We start from the raw sequence: 19,157 nt of genomic DNA, 5'->3' as shown, positions 1-19,157 counted from the left end.
GATCAAGAAAAATGGCACGCGCAAAATTTCTCTGTGACGCCGAACGCTGCATCGAATGCAACGCCTGCGTAACGGCTTGTAAAAACGAGCACGAGGTCCCCTGGGGCATCAACCGCCGCCGCGTTGTGACGATCCAGGACGGCCAGCCGGGCGAGCGCTCGATCTCGGTTGCCTGCATGCATTGCTCTGACGCACCCTGCATGGCGGTCTGCCCGGTGGATTGCTTCTACCAGACCGCCGATGGCGTCGTCCTGCACTCCAAGGACCTCTGCATCGGCTGCGGTTACTGCTTCTACGCCTGCCCCTTCGGCGCGCCGCAATACCCGCAAGCGGGCAATTTCGGCAGCCGCGGCAAGATGGACAAGTGCACCTTCTGCGCCGGCGGTCCCGAAGAGGACATGTCGCAGGCGGAGTTCCAGAAATATGGCCGCAACCGCATCGCGGAAGGCAAACTGCCGATCTGCGCCGAGATGTGCTCCACAAAGGCGCTTCTGGCCGGTGACGGCGATGTCGTCTCGGACATCTACCGCGAACGCGTCGTCGCCCGCGGCTTCGGCTCGGGCGCATGGGGCTGGGGCACGGCCTACGACCAGAAGGGCCAGTAGTTCCTTCGGCACGCAGTCACGGGGGCCGGTCGCAAGGCCGGCCCCGATTTGTCAGAGCGGATACAGCTTTCGGCGGATGACTCCGAGCGGCCTCAGGCAAGGCCGTTCCGACCCATCCCAGTCACGGCGATGAATCCAGAGGATACCTATGATGCCTTTCCTGAAATCGCTTCTGTTCAGTCTGACGATTGCACTCGCGCTTCCCGGAAGCGTCACCGCACAGGCGGTCGACCCCGAGGTGCAACAGGCCACGCCGGATCAGGCGACCACCACGCTCGAGGACATCCTTCGGCGACAGGAGGGCCTCTCTTCGAGCGACACTCCGGCACGGCGCACGCTCGTGGGCGAGGAGGCCGATCCCTCGGCGGGCGCGGATGGCCCGCTCGGCACGCTCGGCGGATCCTCCGACGCGGATCTTTGGCGCGCCTTCCGCTTCGACGAGCGCGAGATCACGACGCAAGCGCGGGGTCCGGCCTCCAACGTCATCATGCAGGATGGCGGGCAATGGTGGCTCGAGCTGCGCGAAGGGCCGGTCCTGCATTGGGGCGGGTACCTTCTTCTGGGCACGCTGGCCCTGCTGGCTCTGTTCTATTTCGTCAAAGGCCGCATCGAAATCGATGGACAGAAAACCGGCCGCCGGATCGAACGCTTCACCGGGATCGAACGCTTCGGACACTGGCTGATCGCGGGGTCGTTCATCATACTCGGGATCACGGGGCTGATAACGCTGATGGGACGCGAGTTCCTGATCCCGATCCTCGGGCTGAACCTGTTCTCGGACATCGCGATTGCTTCGAAATGGCTGCATAACAACGTCGCGTGGGCGTTCATGCTGGGTCTCGTGATGGTCTTCGTGATGTGGGTCGCGCACAACATACCCGACAAGACCGATATCAAGTGGATCGCGAAGGGTGGCGGCCTGCTCATCAAGGGTCATCCGCCCGCGAAGAAGTTCAATGCGGGCCAGAAGATGATCTTCTGGGTCGTGGTGCTTTTCGGCGCGTCGGTGTCGGCCTCGGGGCTCGCGCTCCTCTTCCCGTTCCAGATCACGCTTTTCGAGCCGACCTTCGAACACCTCAATTCCTGGGGCGTGCCGTCGCTCTTCGGGATGGAGGCGTTCCCGACCGATCTAGAACCGCAGGAAGAAATGCAGTTCGCGCAGCTCTGGCACGCCATCGTCGCCTTCGTGATGATGGCTGTGATCCTCGCGCATATCTACATCGGCTCGATCGGCATGGAGGGCGCGTTCGACGCGATGGGCTCCGGCCAGGTCGAAGAGCAATGGGCGCGCGAGCACCACTCCATCTGGGCCGAGAAGAAGCTCGCGAAAGGTGAGGTGAAACAGCCCGAAGGCAGCACCGCCCCGGCGGAATGAACCCATGCGCGGCGTTCTTTTCGCCCTGAGCCTCGGTTGCGCCCTGCCAGTCGCAGCCGAGGAGTATCACCGCCTTGAGGGGCATGGCGGTCCCGTGATGGATATTGCCGTTGGCTCTTCCGGGAAGGTTGCGACGGCAAGCTTCGACAACGCGGTCGGGCTCTGGAGCGATGCGGAGCCCGCTTGGCAGGACGGTCACGAGGCCGCCGTGAATACCGTGCACTTCCTCTCCGACCGCGCGCTTGTCTCGGGCGCGGACGATTTCGACCTCATTCGCTGGGATCTCGTCTCGGGCGGCTCGGAGCGGCTCGAAGGACATCAGGGCAAGGTCATGGCCCTCGCCTCCTCGGAGGAATTCATCGCCTCGGCGAGCTGGGACGGGTCAGTCGGCCTCTGGCCCAGGGGCGGCGGCGCGCCGCGCTTTCTTTTGGGCCATGACGGGCCCGTCAACGACGTGGCTTTCGCAGATGGCGGCGCCCTTCTCTACTCGGCTTCCGCCGACGGCACGATCCGCACTTGGGCTGTCGACACCGGGACAGAGCAAACACGCGTCGTCGAACACGGCTTCGGCCTCAACGAGCTCGTCCTCGATGAAGGCGCAGGTTGGCTCGCCTATGGCGCGGTCGATGGCGTCACGCGGGTGATCGAGCTGGGGACGGGTAGATCGCTTGCCGACCTCACCCTCGACCGTCGACCGATCCTGGCGCTGGCGCGTTCGCAGGACGGCGCACGGCTGGCCATTGGCGACGGCGAGGGCTTCATCTCGGTGATCGCAACCGAGGATTGGAGCATCGAGCGGGACTTCCGCGCAGCCACACGCGGGCCGATCTGGGCATTGGCTTTCGCGCCATCGAGCGAGATGCTTTATGCCGCCGGGCTCGATACTGCGGTCCATGCCTGGCCGGTCGCGACCCTCTCCGACCAAGAGCAGATGCAGACAGAGGATGCCGCCTTCCTCAGCGATCCCGACGAGATGCCGAACGGCGAGCGACAGTTCAAACGCAAATGCTCGATCTGCCACACCCTCACCCCCGGCTCGGCGCGCCGCGCGGGCCCGTCCTTGCATGATCTCTTCGGGCGCCGCGCGGGCACCGTCGACGATTACACCTATTCCGACGCGCTCGAAGGCTCCGACCTCGTTTGGACGGAAGAGACCGTTGATGCCCTCTTCGATATCGGCCCGGAACATTATATTCCGGGCACGAAAATGCCCATGCAGCGGATCACGGGCGCAGAGGATCGGGCGGATTTGATCGCCTATCTGCGCCAGGAGACCGCCCCCACGGAGGACCAAGAATGAAAGCCATGATCCTGGGTTTTGTCGCTATCGCCGTCGTGTCTGTCGGAGCCTGGTTCGGGCTGAACGCTTACGGTTTCTCAGCCGCCGACCGGACGGCGAGCAACTCCGCCGTGCGCCTGGGCGACGCCGGGCCGCGCAATAGCGGATCGCCGACGGAAACCGAAGCGACGGAGTGACCCCGGAGGGGTTCCGGCCCGATTTCTCATGCCTGTGCGCGCGCCCGTCGTGATATGCTGGGGTGGTCCTGCACGAGAGGCCGCAGCATGACCCATCTTCTTGTCGGCACCACCAAAGGCGCATTCGTTCTGACCCAAGACACGGGCACGGACTGGCAAATCTCCGGCCCGCATTGCGAAGGCTGGCCGATAAATCACATGGCCGGCTGCCCTGAGACCGGCACGATCTGGGCCGGTGGAGGCAACGACTTTCTTGGCGCGGGCGTCTTCCGCTCGAGCGATGGGGGACAAAACTGGCGGCTCGCCAAGCTGTCCACCGGTGAGATAGACAGCTGGCTCGAGGCCGACGAAAGCGCACGCGAGATGTTCGGGCTCGAGCCCGTGCGCGATGCGCCCTTCGCGGACAGGCTGCATGCGATCTGGTCGCTGCATCTCTCGGGCGATGCGCTTTATGCCGGGGCCAAGCCCGCAACGCTTCTCAAGAGCACCGATGGCGGAGAGACGTGGCACGCGCTCGATGCGCTGACCGACCATCCCACCGCAACCGACTGGGCTCCCGGCGCGGCGGGTCTGACATTGCACACGATCCTGACCGATCCGCGCGATGCCGCGAAGCTCTGGGTCGGAATCTCCGCGGCAGGCGTTTTCGCCTCCGAGGATGGTGGCGACAGCTGGGAACGGCGGGTCCGGCGTGCGAATACACCCTCAGAGGTCTCCGCCCACCCCGCCGCCGGCACCGCCGAGGACATCGGTTTTTGCGTGCACAACATGGTGCGCGCGGCCTCTGCCGCGGGCGACGTGATCTGGCAGCAAAACCACCACGGCACTTATCGGTCGGCCGATGGCGGCCGCTCGTGGGAGAATGTGGGTCAGGGCCTGCCCTCGACCTTCGGCTTTCCCATCGCTTCGCATCCAGACGACCCCGACACGGCCTGGGTAATCCCGCTCAATGGCGACATGGCCGGGCGCTTTCCGCCGGACGCCTCGGCGGCGGTGTGGCGCACCCGGGATGGAGGCGCCTCCTGGACGAAGCACCAGGCCGGACTGCCTGAGAAGAACTGTTATTTCACGGTTCTGCGGCAGGCGATGTCCACGGGCGGCAAGGAAAGCCTCGGTATTTATTTCGGCACCAATACCGGGTCTCTCTTCGCCAGCCACGACGCGGGCGAGAGCTGGTCCGAGATCGCGCGCCATCTGCCTACAATTCTGTCGGTCGAGGCGGTGGACCTGCCCGCCGCCTAGACCAGAAGCTCGGGCTCGGCGAAGACGAAATCCTCGGGCGAGACAAGGCTCGTGCCGGCGCCGAAGAGCGTGAGCGCGCCGGATCCGTAATCGACATGCGCCACGAATGCGCCGGATCGGATCACAAGATCTGCCTCCTCCGCGCCGGTCAGCGCAAGGTCGATCACGTCAGCGCCCGGATCGAAACCGAGGATCAGCGCGCTGTCCGCTCCGGCATCGGCGATGAACCGATCCGCGCCGCTGCCGCCGGATGCGGCATCGCCCGTACGCAAGAGAAGGACATCATCGCCCGCCCCGCCGATGAGCGTATCCGCGCCCTCTCCACCGGACAGAAGATCATCGCCAGCGCGCCCGAGCAGCCGGTCGTCGCCGTCGAGCCCGAGGATGAAATCATCGCCTTCCGTTCCGAGGAGCCCCGGCGCGTCATCGTCCACGGAAAAGCCCTCCGCGCCGATGACCTCGCCGGAAGGCAGCGTGCCCTCTCCGCTGTAGTCTGGGACCGTCGCGTAGTCCGATGCGCCGAAGATCAGCGTCTGATCCTCGTAGAACTCGAAAAGAGGATCATCGGTGAGCGCAGCGAGATTTTCCCAGTAGAGAACCGAGCTGTGCTCCGCCCCGAAGGGCGGATCGCCCCGGACATCGGTGTCGACGCTCGGCAATTCGATCACGATGTCGGGCGCGAAATGCAGATTGTTGACCAATACCTGGTTGATCAGAAGTGGCTCTGCCTCGGGAAAGCGGATCGGATCGCCGGCATGCCCGATGCCGATATGCGTGACGGCCTCCGGCGCGGTCAACGGACCGGTTGCATCGGGGAAAAGGCCGGGAGGGATGCCTGCGGAGGCGATCGACACAACCGTCAGAGGGAGCCCGGCGAAAAGATCGGCATCTGTCAGCGTGAAAATGTCGGCCATCGTCGCGCCGAGGCTGTGCCCTGCCACGATCACCGCATCGATCCCGTTCGCGGGATCGCCCGCATAAAGCGCCGCCGCCTCGATGATCGGAGACAGGTCGTCGTAATACGCCGCAGCGCCTTGGGCGGTGAAGGTCTGGCCGAGTAGCGCGTCCACACCGTCCGAGCCTCGGAAGGTCAAGATCAGCACGGTCTCGCCGCCGATCTCTGCCTGCACCGCCAAGGCCTCGGCCCCGTTGCGCGGCCCGCCGACATAGAGCCCGCCCTCGGTGTAGCGCACGTCCGCGCCGAAGCTGCCCGGCGGAAAATCCTCCGCGCTCAGAACATGCCAGGAGCCGCCCGGCGCATCCGCTGTCGCAGCGGCAATGAAGCCCGCGTAATCGTCGCCATATCCGTTCTCCACGGAGGGGTCTGCGAAACCGGGCGCGAACTCGCTCTCCCCGTTCACGATACGCGCCAGAAACGCCGCGGCGCGGATCGCGTCAGCCTCGGTCGGTCCTGTTGGCTGGATCGGTATCGCCATGCGCCCCTCCTACGCTTGTGCGAAGTAGGACGCAGGCCGCGCAAGCGGTCAAGGGCTCAGCTTGGAAAAGGCTGTTCTGGCGATCCCTGAAGGACTCGAACCCTCAACCTGCTGATTAGAAGTCAGCTGCTCTATCCAGTTGAGCTAAGGGACCGCACGGCCTCGGTGATGCCGCGAAAGACGACGCGAGGCAAGAGCGTGCGGGCCTCCTCACGTTTCCGAGGCTGGACGAACCGAATGCGCGCCTCATGTGTTGCCCTCAAGAGCCGTGCGCGGGGATCACTGGATGCCACGCCATCGCGGCTCAAGGAATGCTCAGAAGGACCAGCCTCATGAAAGATAACGCACAGACCGAAGGGCGCTGCCCGTTTCGCGGCGACCGGGTCGGCGGAGCGATCGGCTCCGAGCCGCAGCTCGACCATTGGTGGCCGAACCGGCTGAAGGTCGAACTACTGCACCAGAACCCCGCCGAGGCGGATCCCCTCGGGACATCCTTCGATTATGCCGAGGCGTTCTCGAAGATCGACTTGCTGGAGCTCAAGCGCGAGATCAAGGGGCTGCTGACCTCTTCGGTCTCCTGGTGGCCGTCAGACTACGGCAATTACGGCCCGCAGATGATCCGCATGGCTTGGCATTCCGCGGGCACGTACCGGATCGCGGACGGGCGTGGCGGCGCTGGCGAGGCGATGCAGCGCTTCGCGCCGATCAATTCGTGGTGGGACAACGGCAATATCGACAAGTCGCGTCGCCTGCTCTGGCCCATCAAGAAAAAATACGGTGCCGCGCTGAGCTGGGCCGACCTGATCGTGCTGACCGGCAATTGCGCGCTGGAGATCATGGGGTTCAAGACCTTCGGTTTCGGCGGCGGGCGCATCGATGCCTGGGAGCCGGACCGCGCGACCTATTGGGGGCCTGAAGGCTGGAACGGCAAGAAGCCGTCCGAGACCGCGCCGGGGCCGCTCGAAGGGCATCCGAACCAGATGGTCACCCGAACCATGCGCTGGAACGGAGAGCCGGACGAGGATTATTACGAGCTCGAAAATCCGCTCGGCGCAACGCACCAGGCTCTGATCTATGTCGACCCGGAAGGTCCGCGCGGCAACGGCAACCCGCTCGAGAGCGCGCGCGATATTCGCGAAAGCTTCGCCCGGATGGCGATGAACGACGAGGAGACGGTTGCGCTCATCGCGGGCGGTCACGCGTTCGGAAAGTCGCACGGCGCGGTCAGTGCCGACAAGATCGGCCCCGCCCCCGAGGGCGCACCGATGCAGGCGATGGGCATGGGCTGGATGAATCCCGAAGGCACCGGCTTTGCCGAGTACACGATGACCAACGGGATCGAAGGGTCGTGGACCCCCAATCCGACGAAATGGGACAACGACTACCTGACCAACCTTTTCGCCTATGAGTGGGAGCAGACCTCCTCCCCCGCAGGCGCAATCCAGTGGAAGCCGAAAGATCCCGATGCGCCCAAGACGCCGGACGCGCATCTTGACGGTGTCGAGCACCCGCTCATGATGATGACTTCGGACATCGCGCTCAAGGAAGACCCCGAATATCGCAAGATCTGCGAGAAATTTCTCAATGATTTCGACTACTTCTCGGACGCCTTCGCCCGCGCCTGGTACAAGCTCACCCATCGCGACATGGGCCCAAAGGTCCGGTATCTCGGCCCCGAGGTCGCCGAAGAAGACCTGCCCTGGCAGGATCCGATCCCGGCGCTCGATCACGAGGTGGTCGATGCCTCGGACATCGCGGATCTGAAGGCGAAGATACTCGGAACAGGACTTGGCGTGCCCGCGCTCGTCTCGGCCGCCTGGGCATCGGCATCGAACTATCGCGACAGCGACAAGCGCGGCGGTGCGAACGGCGCGCGGGTGATGCTCTGGCCGCAGAAGGATTGGGAAGTGAACCGTCCGGCTGAGCTCGCGGAGGTGATCGCGGCGCTGGAGAAGATCCAGACCGAGTTCAACGCGGCCCAAACCGGCGGCAAGCGCGTCTCTATGGCCGACCTCATCGTCCTCGGCGGCGCGGCAGCGGTCGAGAAGGCCGCGAAAGATGCAGGCCACGATGTCGAGGTGCCCTTCACGCCCGGCCGTATGGATGCAAGCCAAGAATGGACGGACGAGACGTTCCAATGGTTGCAGCCGGTCTCGGACGGGTTTCGCAACTACCACCGCACGGATATCGGCTACGATATCTCGCCCGAGCAGATCTTTCTCGACCGCGCGGCGCTCCTGACGCTGACCGCGCCGGAATGGACGGCGCTTGCAGGCGGGCTCAAGGTACTCGACCAGAACTGGGACGGCTCCAAGCATGGGCTCTTCACTGATCGGCCGGGGGTTCTGTCGAATGACTTCTTCGACGTTCTGACCAGCATGGACTACGAATGGGTGCCGCAGGACGAGAGCGAGATGCTGTTCGATATCAAGACGCGAGAGGGTGGCGAAACTGCATTCACCGCCACGCGCTGCGATCTTGTCTTCGGCTCGAACAGCCAGCTGCGCCAGATCGCCGAAGTCTATGGCGCAAGCGACGGCGAGGCACGGCTCGTGAAGGATTTCGTCGCCGCCTGGTCCAAGGTGATGATGCTCGACCGCTACGACGTGGCGGCGTAAACCATTCCTGAAACGAAGAAAGCCCGCCAGACCGGCGGGCTTTTTTCTTGTCCGGGTGTGCGATTGCCCGTCAGGCCGCCTCGGACTTCATGATGACCTCGAGATCGTCATGCTCCGCCACGAAATGGCCCGGCGCGATCTCGCGCAGCTCGGGCACGTAATCGGTCTCTCCCGCTTCAAGCTTGGAAGGCAGGAACCGCAACGCCGCCTTGGTATCGAGCGGCGAGGGCAATTCGCCCGGCAGGCGAATGCGCTGGCGAATGCGTTCGACCTGCGGATCGGGCACCGGCACCGCCGAGATCAGCGAGCGGGTATAGGGATGAACCGGCCGCGCGCAGATCGTGTCGGCCTCCCCCATCTCCACGATCCGGCCGAGATACAGCACCATGATCCGGTTGGAGATCTCGCGCACCACCGACAGATCGTGACTGATGAAAAGCATCGACATGCCGAACTCGGCCTGAAGCTCTTTCAGCAGCGTCACGATCTGCGCCTGGATAGACACGTCGAGCGCGGAGACCGCCTCGTCGCAGATGATGAGCTTGGGCTTGTTGATCATCGCCCGCGCAATGCCGACGCGTTGGTTCTGCCCGCCCGAGAGCTCGTGCGGATAGCGGTTGAACTTCTCGCGCTCGAGCCCGACCCGCTCCATCATCGCGATGACCTCGTCGTGGCGCTCGCGGCGCGTGAGATCGGGGCGGAAGGTCTTGAGCGGCTCGGCGATGCTGTCGGCGATGGTCATGCGTGGATCGAGACTCGCGAGCGGATCCTGGAAGACGATCTGCAGATCCTTTCGCGCCGATTTCAGCGCGGACTTGTCGAAGGCGTGGAGCGGGCTGCCGAGCCAGCTCACGCTGCCATCGGACGGCTCGATGAGCCGCAGGACCGCGCGCGCGAGCGTGGACTTGCCGCAACCCGACTCGCCCACAATGCCCAGCGTCTCGCCGCCGCGTACGCCAAAGCTGACGCCGTTGACCGCGCGCAGGGGCACGGTGCGCCCGAAAAGGCCACCCTTCACGCTGACCGGGAAATGCACTTTCAGATCCTCGACGCGCAGGATCTCCTCGCCTGCGACCTGGCCGCCGGCATCGCCCTTGTCGATCCGCGGCATCGCCTCGAGCAGCCGGCGCGTATAGGCGTGCTGCGGGTTCGAGAACACATCGTCGACCGAGCCGTCCTCCACGAATTCGCCGAACCGCATGACCTTGATGCGATCGCACATCCGCGCCACGACGCCCATGTCGTGGGTGATGAGCGCGATCGCCGTGCCGAGCTCGTGCTTGAGATTGTCCATGAGGTCGAGCACCTCGGCCTGCACCGTCACGTCGAGGGCGGTCGTCGGCTCGTCCGCGATCAGAAGCTTCGGCTCGCAGAGCATGGCCTGCGCGATCATCACCCGCTGGCGCATCCCGCCCGACAATTCGTGCGGATATTGCCCGAGACGCCGTTCCGCCTCGGGAATACGCACGCGCTCGAGCCAGTCGAGGCAATGGCGCCGGGCCGCGCGTCCGGTCAGGCCCTTGTGGACCTTCAGAACCTCGGCCATCTGGTCGCCGACCTTCAGATGCGGCGTGAGCGCGGTGAGCGGATCCTGGAAGATCATGCCAACATCGGCCCCGCGCACGCGGTTGAGATGCGAGATCGGCTGGCCGAGGATCTCGTGCCCCTGCAGGCTCACCGATCCCGTCGCGCGTCCGTTCGGCGGCAGAAGTCCCATCGCGGCCATGAAGCTCTGGCTCTTGCCGGAGCCCGACTCGCCCACGATGCCGAGGCATTCGCCCGCACGGATGTCGAAGGAGACGCCCTTTACCGCCTCGACGGTCCCGTCTGGCGTCTCGAATCCGACCTTTAGGTCTTTCACCGACAGGATGCTGCCGGCCGTCGAGGTCTGTGTCACATCGGTCATGTCAGCGATCCTTCGGATCGAGCGCGTCACGAAGGCCATCACCGATGAAGAACATCGTGATGATGATCGTGACGTAGAAGAACAAGGGGAACATCAGCTGCCAAAGCGTGCCATAGGCCATCGTTCCGGCCCCTTCGGCGATGAGCCTGCCGAGCGAGGTCATCGGCTCGGAGATGCCAAGGCCGAGGAAGGAGATGAAGCTTTCGGCAAGGATCATCTCGGGCACGAGAAGCGAGGCGTAGACGATCACCACCCCGATGAGGTTCGGCAGGATATGCCGGAAGATGATCGCAGGTTCGGAGACGCCCCCTGCCCGCGCGGCCTCGATGAACTCGCGCGTCTTCAGGGTCAGCGTCTGCCCCCGCACGATCCGCGCCATCGTCAGCCACGACACGGCGCCGAGCGCGAGGAAAAGCGCGATGAAGCTGCGTCCTGCCACGACGAGGATCAAGATGAGGACAAGCGTCAGCGGGATCGCGAGCAGGATGTCGACAAAGCGCATCATCACGCTGTCGAGCCGTCCGCCGTAAAAGCCCGCGATGACGCCCCAGGCTGTGCCGACGATCAGGGCCATCGTCGCCCCGATGAGACCCACGAGCAGCGATGTGCGGGTCGCCTGGATCGTGCGCGAGTATAGATCCCGGCCAAGCTCGTCGAGGCCGAAATAATGCCCGTTCTCGAGCGACGGTGCGCCCATGCGGCGGATATCGCCCATGTTCGCCCAGTCGATCTCTTCGTTGTCCCAGACCGCGAAAAGCGGGCCAAAGATGACGAAGGCCACGATCAGCGTCAGGATGACGACACTCGCCATCGCCGCCTTGTTGCGCACGAAGCGCCCCATCGCATCGCGAAAGAGCGACCGGCCGCGAACGGCCTTGAAATCGGTGATGTCCGCCGAGAGTGCAGCGGCTTTTTCAGATCTACCAAACATTGCCCGCCCCTCAGTACCGGATTTTCGGATCGAACCAGGCATAGGCCAGGTCGGTGAGAAGGTTCACGATCACGGTCAGCGCGCCGTAAAGGATCGTGATGCCGAGAAGCACCGCGTAATCCCGCGTCAGCGCTGAGCTGACATAGGACTGCCCGAGACCCCCGGTGGAGAAGTAAAGATCCACGAAGACCGAGCCCGTCAGCACGTAGACGAAGACCGGCCCCAGGTAGGAGACGACCGGCAACAGCGTCGGCTTCATCGCGTGCCGCCAGATGATCGTGCGGTCCGGCAGCCCTTTGGCCCGCGCGGTTCGGATGAAGTTCGAGTTCATCACTTCGAGCATCGAGGAGCGCGTGATCCGCGCGATCGACCCGATATAAGAGGTGGCGAGCGCAATGACCGGCATGATGAGATATTCCCACTGACCGCCATTCCAGCCGCCGCCCGGCAGAAGGCCCAGCCAGAGCGTGAAGACGAGGATCAGGATCGGACCCATGATGAAATTCGGAAGGGCCTGCGCCGCGATACCGAGCGAGACCGCCGAGTAATCGACCCAGCTGTTGTGCCGGATCGCCGCCGCGATGCCGAGGATCACGCCAATCACCGTGGCCGCGAGGAAGGACAGCGCGCCGTAGGTCAGCGAGATCGGAAAGCCTTGCGCGATCACGTCATTCACCGAGCGGTCCTTCTGCACGAAGGAGGGGCCGAAGTCGAAATTGACGACGATGTTGAAGAAGTAGTCCCAGAGCTGTTTCCACAGCGGCTGGTCGAGACCGTATTGCGCCTGGATATTGGCCATTACCTCGGGCGGCAGCGGCCGCTCGGAGGTGAAGGGCCCGCCGGGCGCGAGATGCATCATGAAGAAGGCCGCGATCACCAGCAAAAGGATCGTCGGAATCGCGACCAGGAGGCGGCGAAGGGTATAAAGCAGCATGTGACGAAATCCGCGAAAAACGAGAGCGCCGCCCGATCCCCCGTGTCGGAGAATGCAGGGCGGCGCTCGGACCGGGTGTGCTTACTCGGCGATCTTGTAGAGGTTACGCGAGTACCAGTTCTGCTCCACGTTCTCGGTGGGCCAGTTCCCGACATCGCTGTCGAGCATGTAGACGCCCGCATAATGGTAGATCGGGATCACCGGCATGTCCTCGGCGATGATCTCCTCGGCCTCGGTGTAGAGCGGCGTGGTATCCTCGGCCGTCTTCGCCTCTTCGAGAAGGGCGTCGTAGTCGGGGTTGGAGTACTTACCGTCATTGTAGCCCGAATCGGTATCGAGCAGGTCGAGGAAGGTCGATGCCTCGTTGTAGTCACCGCACCATGCGCCGCGCGCGAGATCGAAATCCTGCTGGCCGCGTGTCTCGAGGAAGACCTTCCACTCCATGTTCGACAGGTTGGTCTCGACACCGAGCTTCTGCTTCCACATCTGGCTCATGACGACGGCGATCTTCTGGTGCGCCTCGTCGGTGTTGTAGATCATGTCGAACTCGAGCGGGTTGTCCTCGCCGTAGCCGGCCTCGGCCAGAAGCTCTTTGGCGCGTTCGTCACGCTCGGCCTGGGTCATCTCGGCCATTTCGGTCGTCGGCGGGGAGAAGCCCGCGACCGCATCGGGCGTGAAGGTATAAGCCGGCGGCCAGCCCCCGCCCTTGACGTTGTTCACGATGATGTCGCGGTCGACCGCGAGCGCCAGCGCCTTGCGGACATTCGGATCCTTGAACGCCTCGGGGCCCGAATCGCTGAGGTTGAAGGTATAGTAGTAGTTGCACAGGCGCGGGAAGCTCGTTGCCTCTTCGGGGTATTCTTCGCTCAGCCGCTGGAACTGGCCGGCGGGGATCTCCGTCCGGTCGAGCTCACCTGCGAGGTAGCGTGTCAGCGCCACGTTCTCGTCGTTGATGATGAGGCCGACGGTGCGGTCGAGGATCGTCTCCTCGTTGTTCCAGTATTCCTCGTTGCGCTCGCGCACGATCCGCTCGCCGGGGCGATACTCGGTCAGAACATAGGCACCGTTCGAGACGATATTCTCGGGCTGGGTCCAGGAGTTGCCGTGCTCCTCGATCACCGATTGCGGCGTCGGGAAGGTGGTCGAGTGCGTTGTCATCTGCGCGAAATACGGCAGCGGCGTCGTCAGCGTGACTTCGAAGGTCTGCGGATCGATCGCGCGGACGCCCAGCGTGTCGGGCTCGGCATCCCCGGAGATGACCTCGGACGCGCCCTCGATGGACATCAGCTCCATGAACCACTGATACGGCGAAGCGGTCGCGGGATCGGCCGCGCGACGCCAGGCGTAGACGAAATCCTCGGCGGTGACCGGCTCGCCATTCGACCAGCGCGCATCTTCCCGGAGGGTGAAGGTATAGGTGAGGTTGTCGTCGCTGACCTCGTAGCCCGTGGCAACGCCCGGCACGAGGTTGCCCTGCGCGTCCTGGTTCATCAGACCTTCGAACAGGTCGCGAACGACGTCGGAGCCGTCCACGTCCTCGACGATCTGCGGATCGAGGGAGCTGACATCGTCAAGCAGGCGATAGGTAAAAGTCTGGTCTTCCGCCAGTTCCTCGCCGGTTTCAGGATGCGTGTCCTGGGCGAAGGCGGCGGTGGCTGCACCGGTCAGAACGGTGCTCGACAGCAATGCCGTCAGGGTCAATCGCGTGATGCGGGTCAAATCTTTCTCCCTGTATCGGAAAAGGTTCTCCGGCGTCGGACCTAAAGGGTCGCGTGGCCGAAACTGCACAAAGCGTAGCAAGACCAAGAATGGCCGCAACCTAAGGAAGATCTTTACGTCGCGTCGAGCGATGTTTCGGCGGATCACTGCTGAGTGAGGTGCGACAAACGCAATGGCGGGCTTGTGAAAAACATCCTGGGGCGCCCGACCGACCGGAAAATAAAAGAAAGCCGCGTCAGTGCTTTGCGCGACGCGGCTCATCTGTTTGTCGGTCCGGTCGGTAACGCTCAGTGCGTCCAGGCCGACCGGCGGTGATAGGCGAAATTCTCCGCGTAGCCACGCGGGCGCACGTTATGCTTGCGCCGCTTCGGCTCGAAGACCTGTGCGTCGATGCCGTGATCGCGGGCATATTCCACAGCGGCTTCCTTGGTCTCGAAGGTCATCCGAACCTGTGCCTGCGTGTCATCCGACGAGGTCCAGCCCATGAGCGGATCGACCGTGCGCGGGCTTTCCGGCACGAACTCGAGAACCCAGTGCTTTGTTTTCGCCCAGCCCGAGGACATGGCCGTCTTGGCGGGCTGATAGATGCGTGCGCGCATGAGTGACCTCCGTCTTCAAGATGGGCTTATCCGTAAAAATGGGGGGCTATGCAAGCGATGTCAAAGGCCGCGCGGCACCTTGTCCAGCGCGCCGGCGGCCTTTGTGCGGCTCAACCCATATCGGGCTCGGTCGCGGCGAAATCGGGATCGTCCGAGATGCTGGACCACCACTCCGACAAGCCGCCCGCTTCGAGGAACTCGTGCCGGTGCGGCGTCAGGCCGATATAGAAGACAAGCGGCGCGAGATAGTAGTCGGCGAGGCTCACGCTGTCCCCTGCGAGCCAGGGATCATCGCCCCGTATCTCGCCGACAAGGCGCATGAAGGTCTTGGCCGTCTCGACCGTCTTGTGATGCTGCGCCTCGTCCGGGTCGCCGATGAAACCGGGCATCAGGTGATAGAAGGCCGCACCGACGAGCGCGTCATAGCCGTAACCGTGAATGAGCGAGATGATCTCGTCCATGCGGGCGCGGTCCCAGGCGTCCTCGGGCATCGCCGTGGGTCCGTCGCGGGTCGCTTCGATGTAGCGCACGATCGCATCGGTCTCGCGGATGCGGTGCCCGTCGATGTCGAGCACCGGCACCTTGCCGAAAGGGTGCCGCTCGAGATGTTCGGGTTGTTTCGGCTCGCCTTCGAGCACATCGACAGGGACCTGGTCGTACTCGACACCCTTGCGCCGCATGACAATTCGCGTCGTTCGCACATAGGTCGAGCCGTTGAAGCCGTAGAGGATGGTCTTGGACATGATGCCTCCTTTTCGTCGTGGTGACAGGTAGACCCGAAGACGCCGGGTTCCACTGCGAGACCGGCCTCGCTGGCCCGGCGTCCTGCACGAGATCGTCAACGTCGTTTCGCCGCGGCGGGCCCAACCTTCCTCGAGGGAACGCTGGGACACCCACATGAAGTTCACGTCACTTTTTGCCGCAGGTCTGTCGCTGCCGGCAGCGCCCGTTCTCGCGCAAGACGGCGCTCGGCATCGTGGCGGTTCCGCTCATGGTCACAATCGATCCCGAACGGGACAGTATCGCGACGATCCGCGCGCCGCTGACCGCACATCAGGCCGTGTTTCGCGGTGGAAGCGGAGGTGCTGTCTCGTGAGCCTCACGGCCCGCCCGTCCATGCTCATGGTAGCCATGCGGACGTGCTCTGAGGCGCCGGCGCGCTTCGCACCCTCGTTCCACCGAACCTGTCGGCCGAGCGGCTTGCCGAGATCGCGGCAAGCTACTTCGACTGACGCATCAGATCGCGGCCTTGCGGCTTTCCTCGAGATAGATCTCGCGCAGACGCGCGGCGCGCGGACCCGGCGTACCTTCGCCCACGGGCGTGCCGTCGATCTCGATCACCGGCATCACGAAAGTCGAGGCAGACGTGATGAACGCCTCATCTGCCTCTTTCGCCTCGTCGATCGTGTAGTTGCGCTCCTCGACCTGCATTTGCGCCTCGCGGGCGAAGCGCAGCACCGCGGCGCGGGTAATGCCGTGCAGGATGTCGTTCGAGAGCGCACGGGTGATGATCGTGTTGCCCTTGATGATGTAGGCGTTGTTCGAGGTGCCTTCCGTAACGAAGCCGTCCTCGACCATCCAGGCGTCGTCCGCCCCGGCCTTCTTGGCCATCATCTTGCCCATCGACGGATAGAGCAGCTGCACCGTCTTGATGTCGCGGCGGCCCCAGCGTTGATCCTCGATGGAGATGACCTTCATCCCGCGCTTTGCCGCCGGGCTGTCGGCGAGGCCGGGCTTGGACTGCGTGAAAAGGACCAGCGTCGGCTCTGTCGTCTCGGGATCGGGAAAGACGAAATCGCGGTCGGCGGGCGCGCCGCGCGTGACCTGCAGGTAGACGAGACCCTCGTCGATTTCGTTCACACGCACGAGTTCACGGTGGATCTCGAGCAGCTCGTCCATCGTCACAGGGCTTTTCATGTCGAGCTCGTCGAGCGAGCGCTGGAGCCGTTTCGCATGTCCGTCGAAGTCGATGAGCTTGCCGTCCAGAACGCTCGTCACCTCGTAGACGCCGTCCGCCATCAGGAAGGCTCGGTCGAAGATCGACACCTTGGCCTCGTGTTCGGGCAGGTACTCGCCGTTGACGTAGACGGTGCGGGTCATGGGATGGGTCTCCTGAAGGTTCGGATCTCGGTTTTCACGGGCGCGGGGCGGCGCGTCAAGAGTGCGAAACTTCGCAGACAGACTGCTCGCGTGCGGCCGTCCAGACGTCTCGCTGTTCGATCAGGTTGGCGTCTGCCCTCACCCCCACAGCGCCGCCGCCGGAGGATGCACACCCTCTTCGTCGAATACGAGCGGCACGTCCCGGTCCTCGGCCAAGAGAAGCGGGCCATCGAGATCGGTCACCACCGCGCCTTGCGCCACGAGCACCGCCGGGGCCATCGCGAGAGACGAGCCGACCATGCAGCCGGTCATCACGTCATAGCCTTCGACCAGCGCCTGCTCTTTCAGAAGCAGCGCCTCGGTCAGGCCGCCGGTCTTGTCGAGCTTGATGTTCACCACATCGTACTTGCCGCGCAGACCGGGCAGCGACGCGCGATCATGGCAGCTCTCGTCGGCGCAAAGCGGCACCGGACGGTCGAGCCCGACCAGCGCCTCGTCATCGCCTGCCGGAAGGGGTTGCTCCACCAGCGCGACGCCGAGGCGCGCAAGATGCGGCGCGAGCTCCGAATAGATCTCCGTGCTCCAGCCTTCATTGGCATCGACGATGATCCGCGCCTCGGGCGCGCCGCGCCGCACGGCCTCGAGCCGGGCCATGTCGTCCTCGGTGCCGAGCTTGATCTTGAGCAGCGGTCTGTGGGCGTGTTTCCGCGCCGAGGCTTCCATCTTGTCGGGCGTATCGAGCGAGAGCGTATAGGCGGTGATCTCGGGGCCAGGCCGAGCAAGGCCCGCAAGCTCCCAGACGCGGCGACCCGCCGCCTTCGCCTCAAGATCCCAGAGCGCGCAATCGACAGCGTTCCGCGCCGCACCGGCGGGCAGCGCCTCTTGCAGGGCGGTGCGGTCGATGCCCTGCGGCAGCCCCTCGATCTCGGCGGTCACGCTGTCCAGCGTCTCGTCGTAGCGCGCATACGGCACGCATTCGCCCCAGCCTGTCACCCCGTCGCGGGTGATCCGAACGGTCAAGACCTGCGCCTCGGTGCGCGAGCCGCGGCTGATGGTGAAGGCCTCCGCCAGCCTGAACACGTCACGGGTGACGGTGATCGTCATGTTTCGTCTCCGCTCTAGGCTTGCTTCAGATCGTGGCCAGCGCGTCGACGAGCCTGCCTGCGCCGTGGCGGTAGGGATCGACCGCGGGCAGGCCGAGCTTCTCCTCGAGACCCGCGAGATAGCTTTTCGCCTCGTCCTCGCCGAGCGCCTTGGTATTGACCGAGATGCCGACCACCTCGCACTTCTCGTTCGCAACCCGCGCGAGCGCCAGGGCGAGATCGCGCAGATCCTCGAGGCTCGGCAGCGCGTAATCGGGCAGACCGCGCATATGCGTGCGCGTTGGCTCGTGACAGAGGATCAGCGCGTCGGGCTGGCCGCCGTGAATGAGCGCCAGCGTCACCCCGGAATAGGAGATGTGGAAGAGGCTGCCCTGCCCCTCGATCACGTCCCAATGATCGGGATCGTTGTCGGGCGTCAGCCACTCCACGGCACCGGACATGAAATCGGCGATCACCGCGTCGAGCGGCACGCCCTCGCCGGTGATGAGAATGCCTGTCTGACCTGTCGCGCGGAACGAGGATTTCATGCCCCGTTCCTTCATCTCGGCATCGAGCGCGAGAGCGGTGTACATCTTGCCGATGGAGCAATCGGTGCCGACCGCAAGCACGCGCTTGCCGGTCCGCTTCTTGCCGTCGGCGATCGGATACTTGACCGTCGGGATGCGGACATCGTGCAAGGTGCGGCCGGTCTCGGCGGCCTTCGCAGCCAGCTCTTGTTCGTCGCGAAGAAGGTTGTGCAGGCCGCTGGCAAGGTCGAACCCCTCGTCGAGCGCGTCCATCAGAACGGCCTTCCACTTGTCCGAGATTACGCCGCCCCGGTTGGCAACGCCGATCACCAGCGTCTTGGCACCGGCGGCTTTGGCTTCTGCGAGGGTCATGTCCTCAAGGCCCATATCGGCGTTGCAGCCCTCAAGCCGCATCTGACCCACACAATTGTCGGGCCGCCAATCCTTGATCCCTTGCGCGACCTTGGCGGCAAGAGGGTCGGGCGCATCGCCCAGGAAAAGAAGGTATGGCGTCTCGATCATGTCTGTCCTCCGTCGGCTTGCCGTTCGGTATCGGCGAGCCCGTTGCGAATTGCGTTCGTTTTTCATGCGCCGCAGCGCCGGTTCT

The 19,157-nt window shown here is 64.2% G+C and carries 16 protein-coding genes and 1 tRNA gene; 6 read left to right on the top strand and 11 right to left on the bottom strand.

The features are described from left to right. Positions 1 to 11 precede the first annotated feature (11 nt). The 5 genes from fdh3B (at position 12) to FIU91_RS05040 (ending at position 4,698) form a co-directional block, all read left to right on the top strand. Entirely contained in the window at positions 12 to 605 is a 594-nt protein-coding gene (gene fdh3B / locus FIU91_RS05060; RefSeq protein ID WP_093010269.1) for a formate dehydrogenase FDH3 subunit beta, read from the top strand. A 151-nt stretch (positions 606 to 756) separates the two neighbouring features. Further along, positions 757 to 1,980: a formate dehydrogenase subunit gamma gene (locus FIU91_RS05055; protein ID WP_371418253.1), complete on the top strand. Its 1,224-nt coding sequence runs from the start codon at positions 757 to 759 to the stop codon at positions 1,978 to 1,980. A 4-nt stretch (positions 1,981 to 1,984) separates the two neighbouring features. Next, positions 1,985 to 3,280 (top strand): c-type cytochrome, encoded by a 1,296-nt coding sequence (locus FIU91_RS05050; protein ID WP_152461685.1) that lies wholly within the window; start codon positions 1,985 to 1,987, stop codon positions 3,278 to 3,280. Beyond that, a complete protein-coding gene (locus FIU91_RS05045; protein ID WP_152461684.1) occupies positions 3,277 to 3,456 on the top strand; it encodes a hypothetical protein in 180 nt (59 codons plus the stop codon). Before FIU91_RS05050 ends, FIU91_RS05045 begins: the two co-directional genes overlap by 4 nt. Before the next feature lie 87 nt (positions 3,457 to 3,543). Beyond that, positions 3,544 to 4,698, top strand: coding sequence for an exo-alpha-sialidase (locus FIU91_RS05040; RefSeq protein ID WP_152461683.1), 1,155 nt, complete (start codon positions 3,544 to 3,546; stop codon positions 4,696 to 4,698). Here the strand turns inward: FIU91_RS05040 and FIU91_RS19750 are convergent. Together FIU91_RS19750 and FIU91_RS05030 are read right to left on the bottom strand one after the other, a co-directional pair. Beyond that, complete coding sequence (locus FIU91_RS19750) at positions 4,695 to 6,134, bottom strand: calcium-binding protein (RefSeq protein WP_152461682.1); 1,440 nt, start codon at positions 6,132 to 6,134, stop codon at positions 4,695 to 4,697. The genes FIU91_RS05040 and FIU91_RS19750 overlap by 4 nt on opposite strands. A gap of 77 nt (positions 6,135 to 6,211) precedes the next feature. Next, positions 6,212 to 6,288, bottom strand: a tRNA-Arg gene (locus FIU91_RS05030). Positions 6,289 to 6,466: 178 nt separating this feature from the next. Here FIU91_RS05030 and katG point away from each other — a divergent pair. After that, positions 6,467 to 8,752 carry a catalase/peroxidase HPI gene (katG, locus tag FIU91_RS05025; protein WP_152461681.1) on the top strand — a complete coding sequence of 762 codons (2,286 nt, stop codon included), beginning with the start codon at positions 6,467 to 6,469 and terminating at the stop codon, positions 8,750 to 8,752. A 70-nt stretch (positions 8,753 to 8,822) separates the two neighbouring features. Here the strand turns inward: katG and FIU91_RS19745 are convergent, their stop codons facing one another. The 9 genes from FIU91_RS19745 to dgcN form a co-directional block, all read right to left on the bottom strand. Beyond that, on the bottom strand, positions 8,823 to 10,658 hold the full coding sequence (locus FIU91_RS19745; protein ID WP_152461680.1) for a dipeptide ABC transporter ATP-binding protein: 1,836 nt from the start codon (positions 10,656 to 10,658) through the stop codon (positions 8,823 to 8,825). Position 10,659: 1 nt separating this feature from the next. Next, positions 10,660 to 11,589, bottom strand: a complete 930-nt coding sequence (locus tag FIU91_RS05015; protein ID WP_152461679.1) for an ABC transporter permease — start codon at positions 11,587 to 11,589, stop codon at positions 10,660 to 10,662. Between the two features lie 10 nt (positions 11,590 to 11,599). Next, positions 11,600 to 12,523, bottom strand: coding sequence for an oligopeptide ABC transporter permease OppB (gene oppB, locus FIU91_RS05010; protein ID WP_152461678.1), 924 nt, complete (start codon positions 12,521 to 12,523; stop codon positions 11,600 to 11,602). 81 nt (positions 12,524 to 12,604) lie between these two features. Further along, entirely contained in the window at positions 12,605 to 14,242 is a 1,638-nt protein-coding gene (locus FIU91_RS05005; RefSeq protein ID WP_254702048.1) for a peptide ABC transporter substrate-binding protein, read from the bottom strand. 287 nt (positions 14,243 to 14,529) lie between these two features. Next, a complete protein-coding gene (locus FIU91_RS05000; protein WP_093010289.1) occupies positions 14,530 to 14,841 on the bottom strand; it encodes an ETC complex I subunit in 312 nt (103 codons plus the stop codon). A gap of 110 nt (positions 14,842 to 14,951) precedes the next feature. Beyond that, complete coding sequence (locus FIU91_RS04995) at positions 14,952 to 15,584, bottom strand: glutathione S-transferase family protein (RefSeq protein WP_216651627.1); 633 nt, start codon at positions 15,582 to 15,584, stop codon at positions 14,952 to 14,954. A gap of 493 nt (positions 15,585 to 16,077) precedes the next feature. Continuing rightward, positions 16,078 to 16,941: a D-amino-acid transaminase gene (locus FIU91_RS04990; RefSeq protein ID WP_093010295.1), complete on the bottom strand. Its 864-nt coding sequence runs from the start codon at positions 16,939 to 16,941 to the stop codon at positions 16,078 to 16,080. Between the two features lie 138 nt (positions 16,942 to 17,079). Further along, entirely contained in the window at positions 17,080 to 18,045 is a 966-nt protein-coding gene (gene dgcA, locus FIU91_RS04985; protein WP_152461676.1) for an N-acetyl-D-Glu racemase DgcA, read from the bottom strand. Positions 18,046 to 18,070: 25 nt separating this feature from the next. Further along, positions 18,071 to 19,072, bottom strand: a complete 1,002-nt coding sequence (gene dgcN / locus FIU91_RS04980; protein WP_152461675.1) for an N-acetyltransferase DgcN — start codon at positions 19,070 to 19,072, stop codon at positions 18,071 to 18,073. Positions 19,073 to 19,157: the final 85 nt, after the last annotated feature.

This window comes from Roseivivax sp. THAF30 (genome assembly GCF_009363575.1).
GTDB lineage: Bacteria > Pseudomonadota > Alphaproteobacteria > Rhodobacterales > Rhodobacteraceae > Roseivivax > Roseivivax halotolerans.
This window is presented reverse-complemented; position numbering and strand designations above follow the sequence as displayed.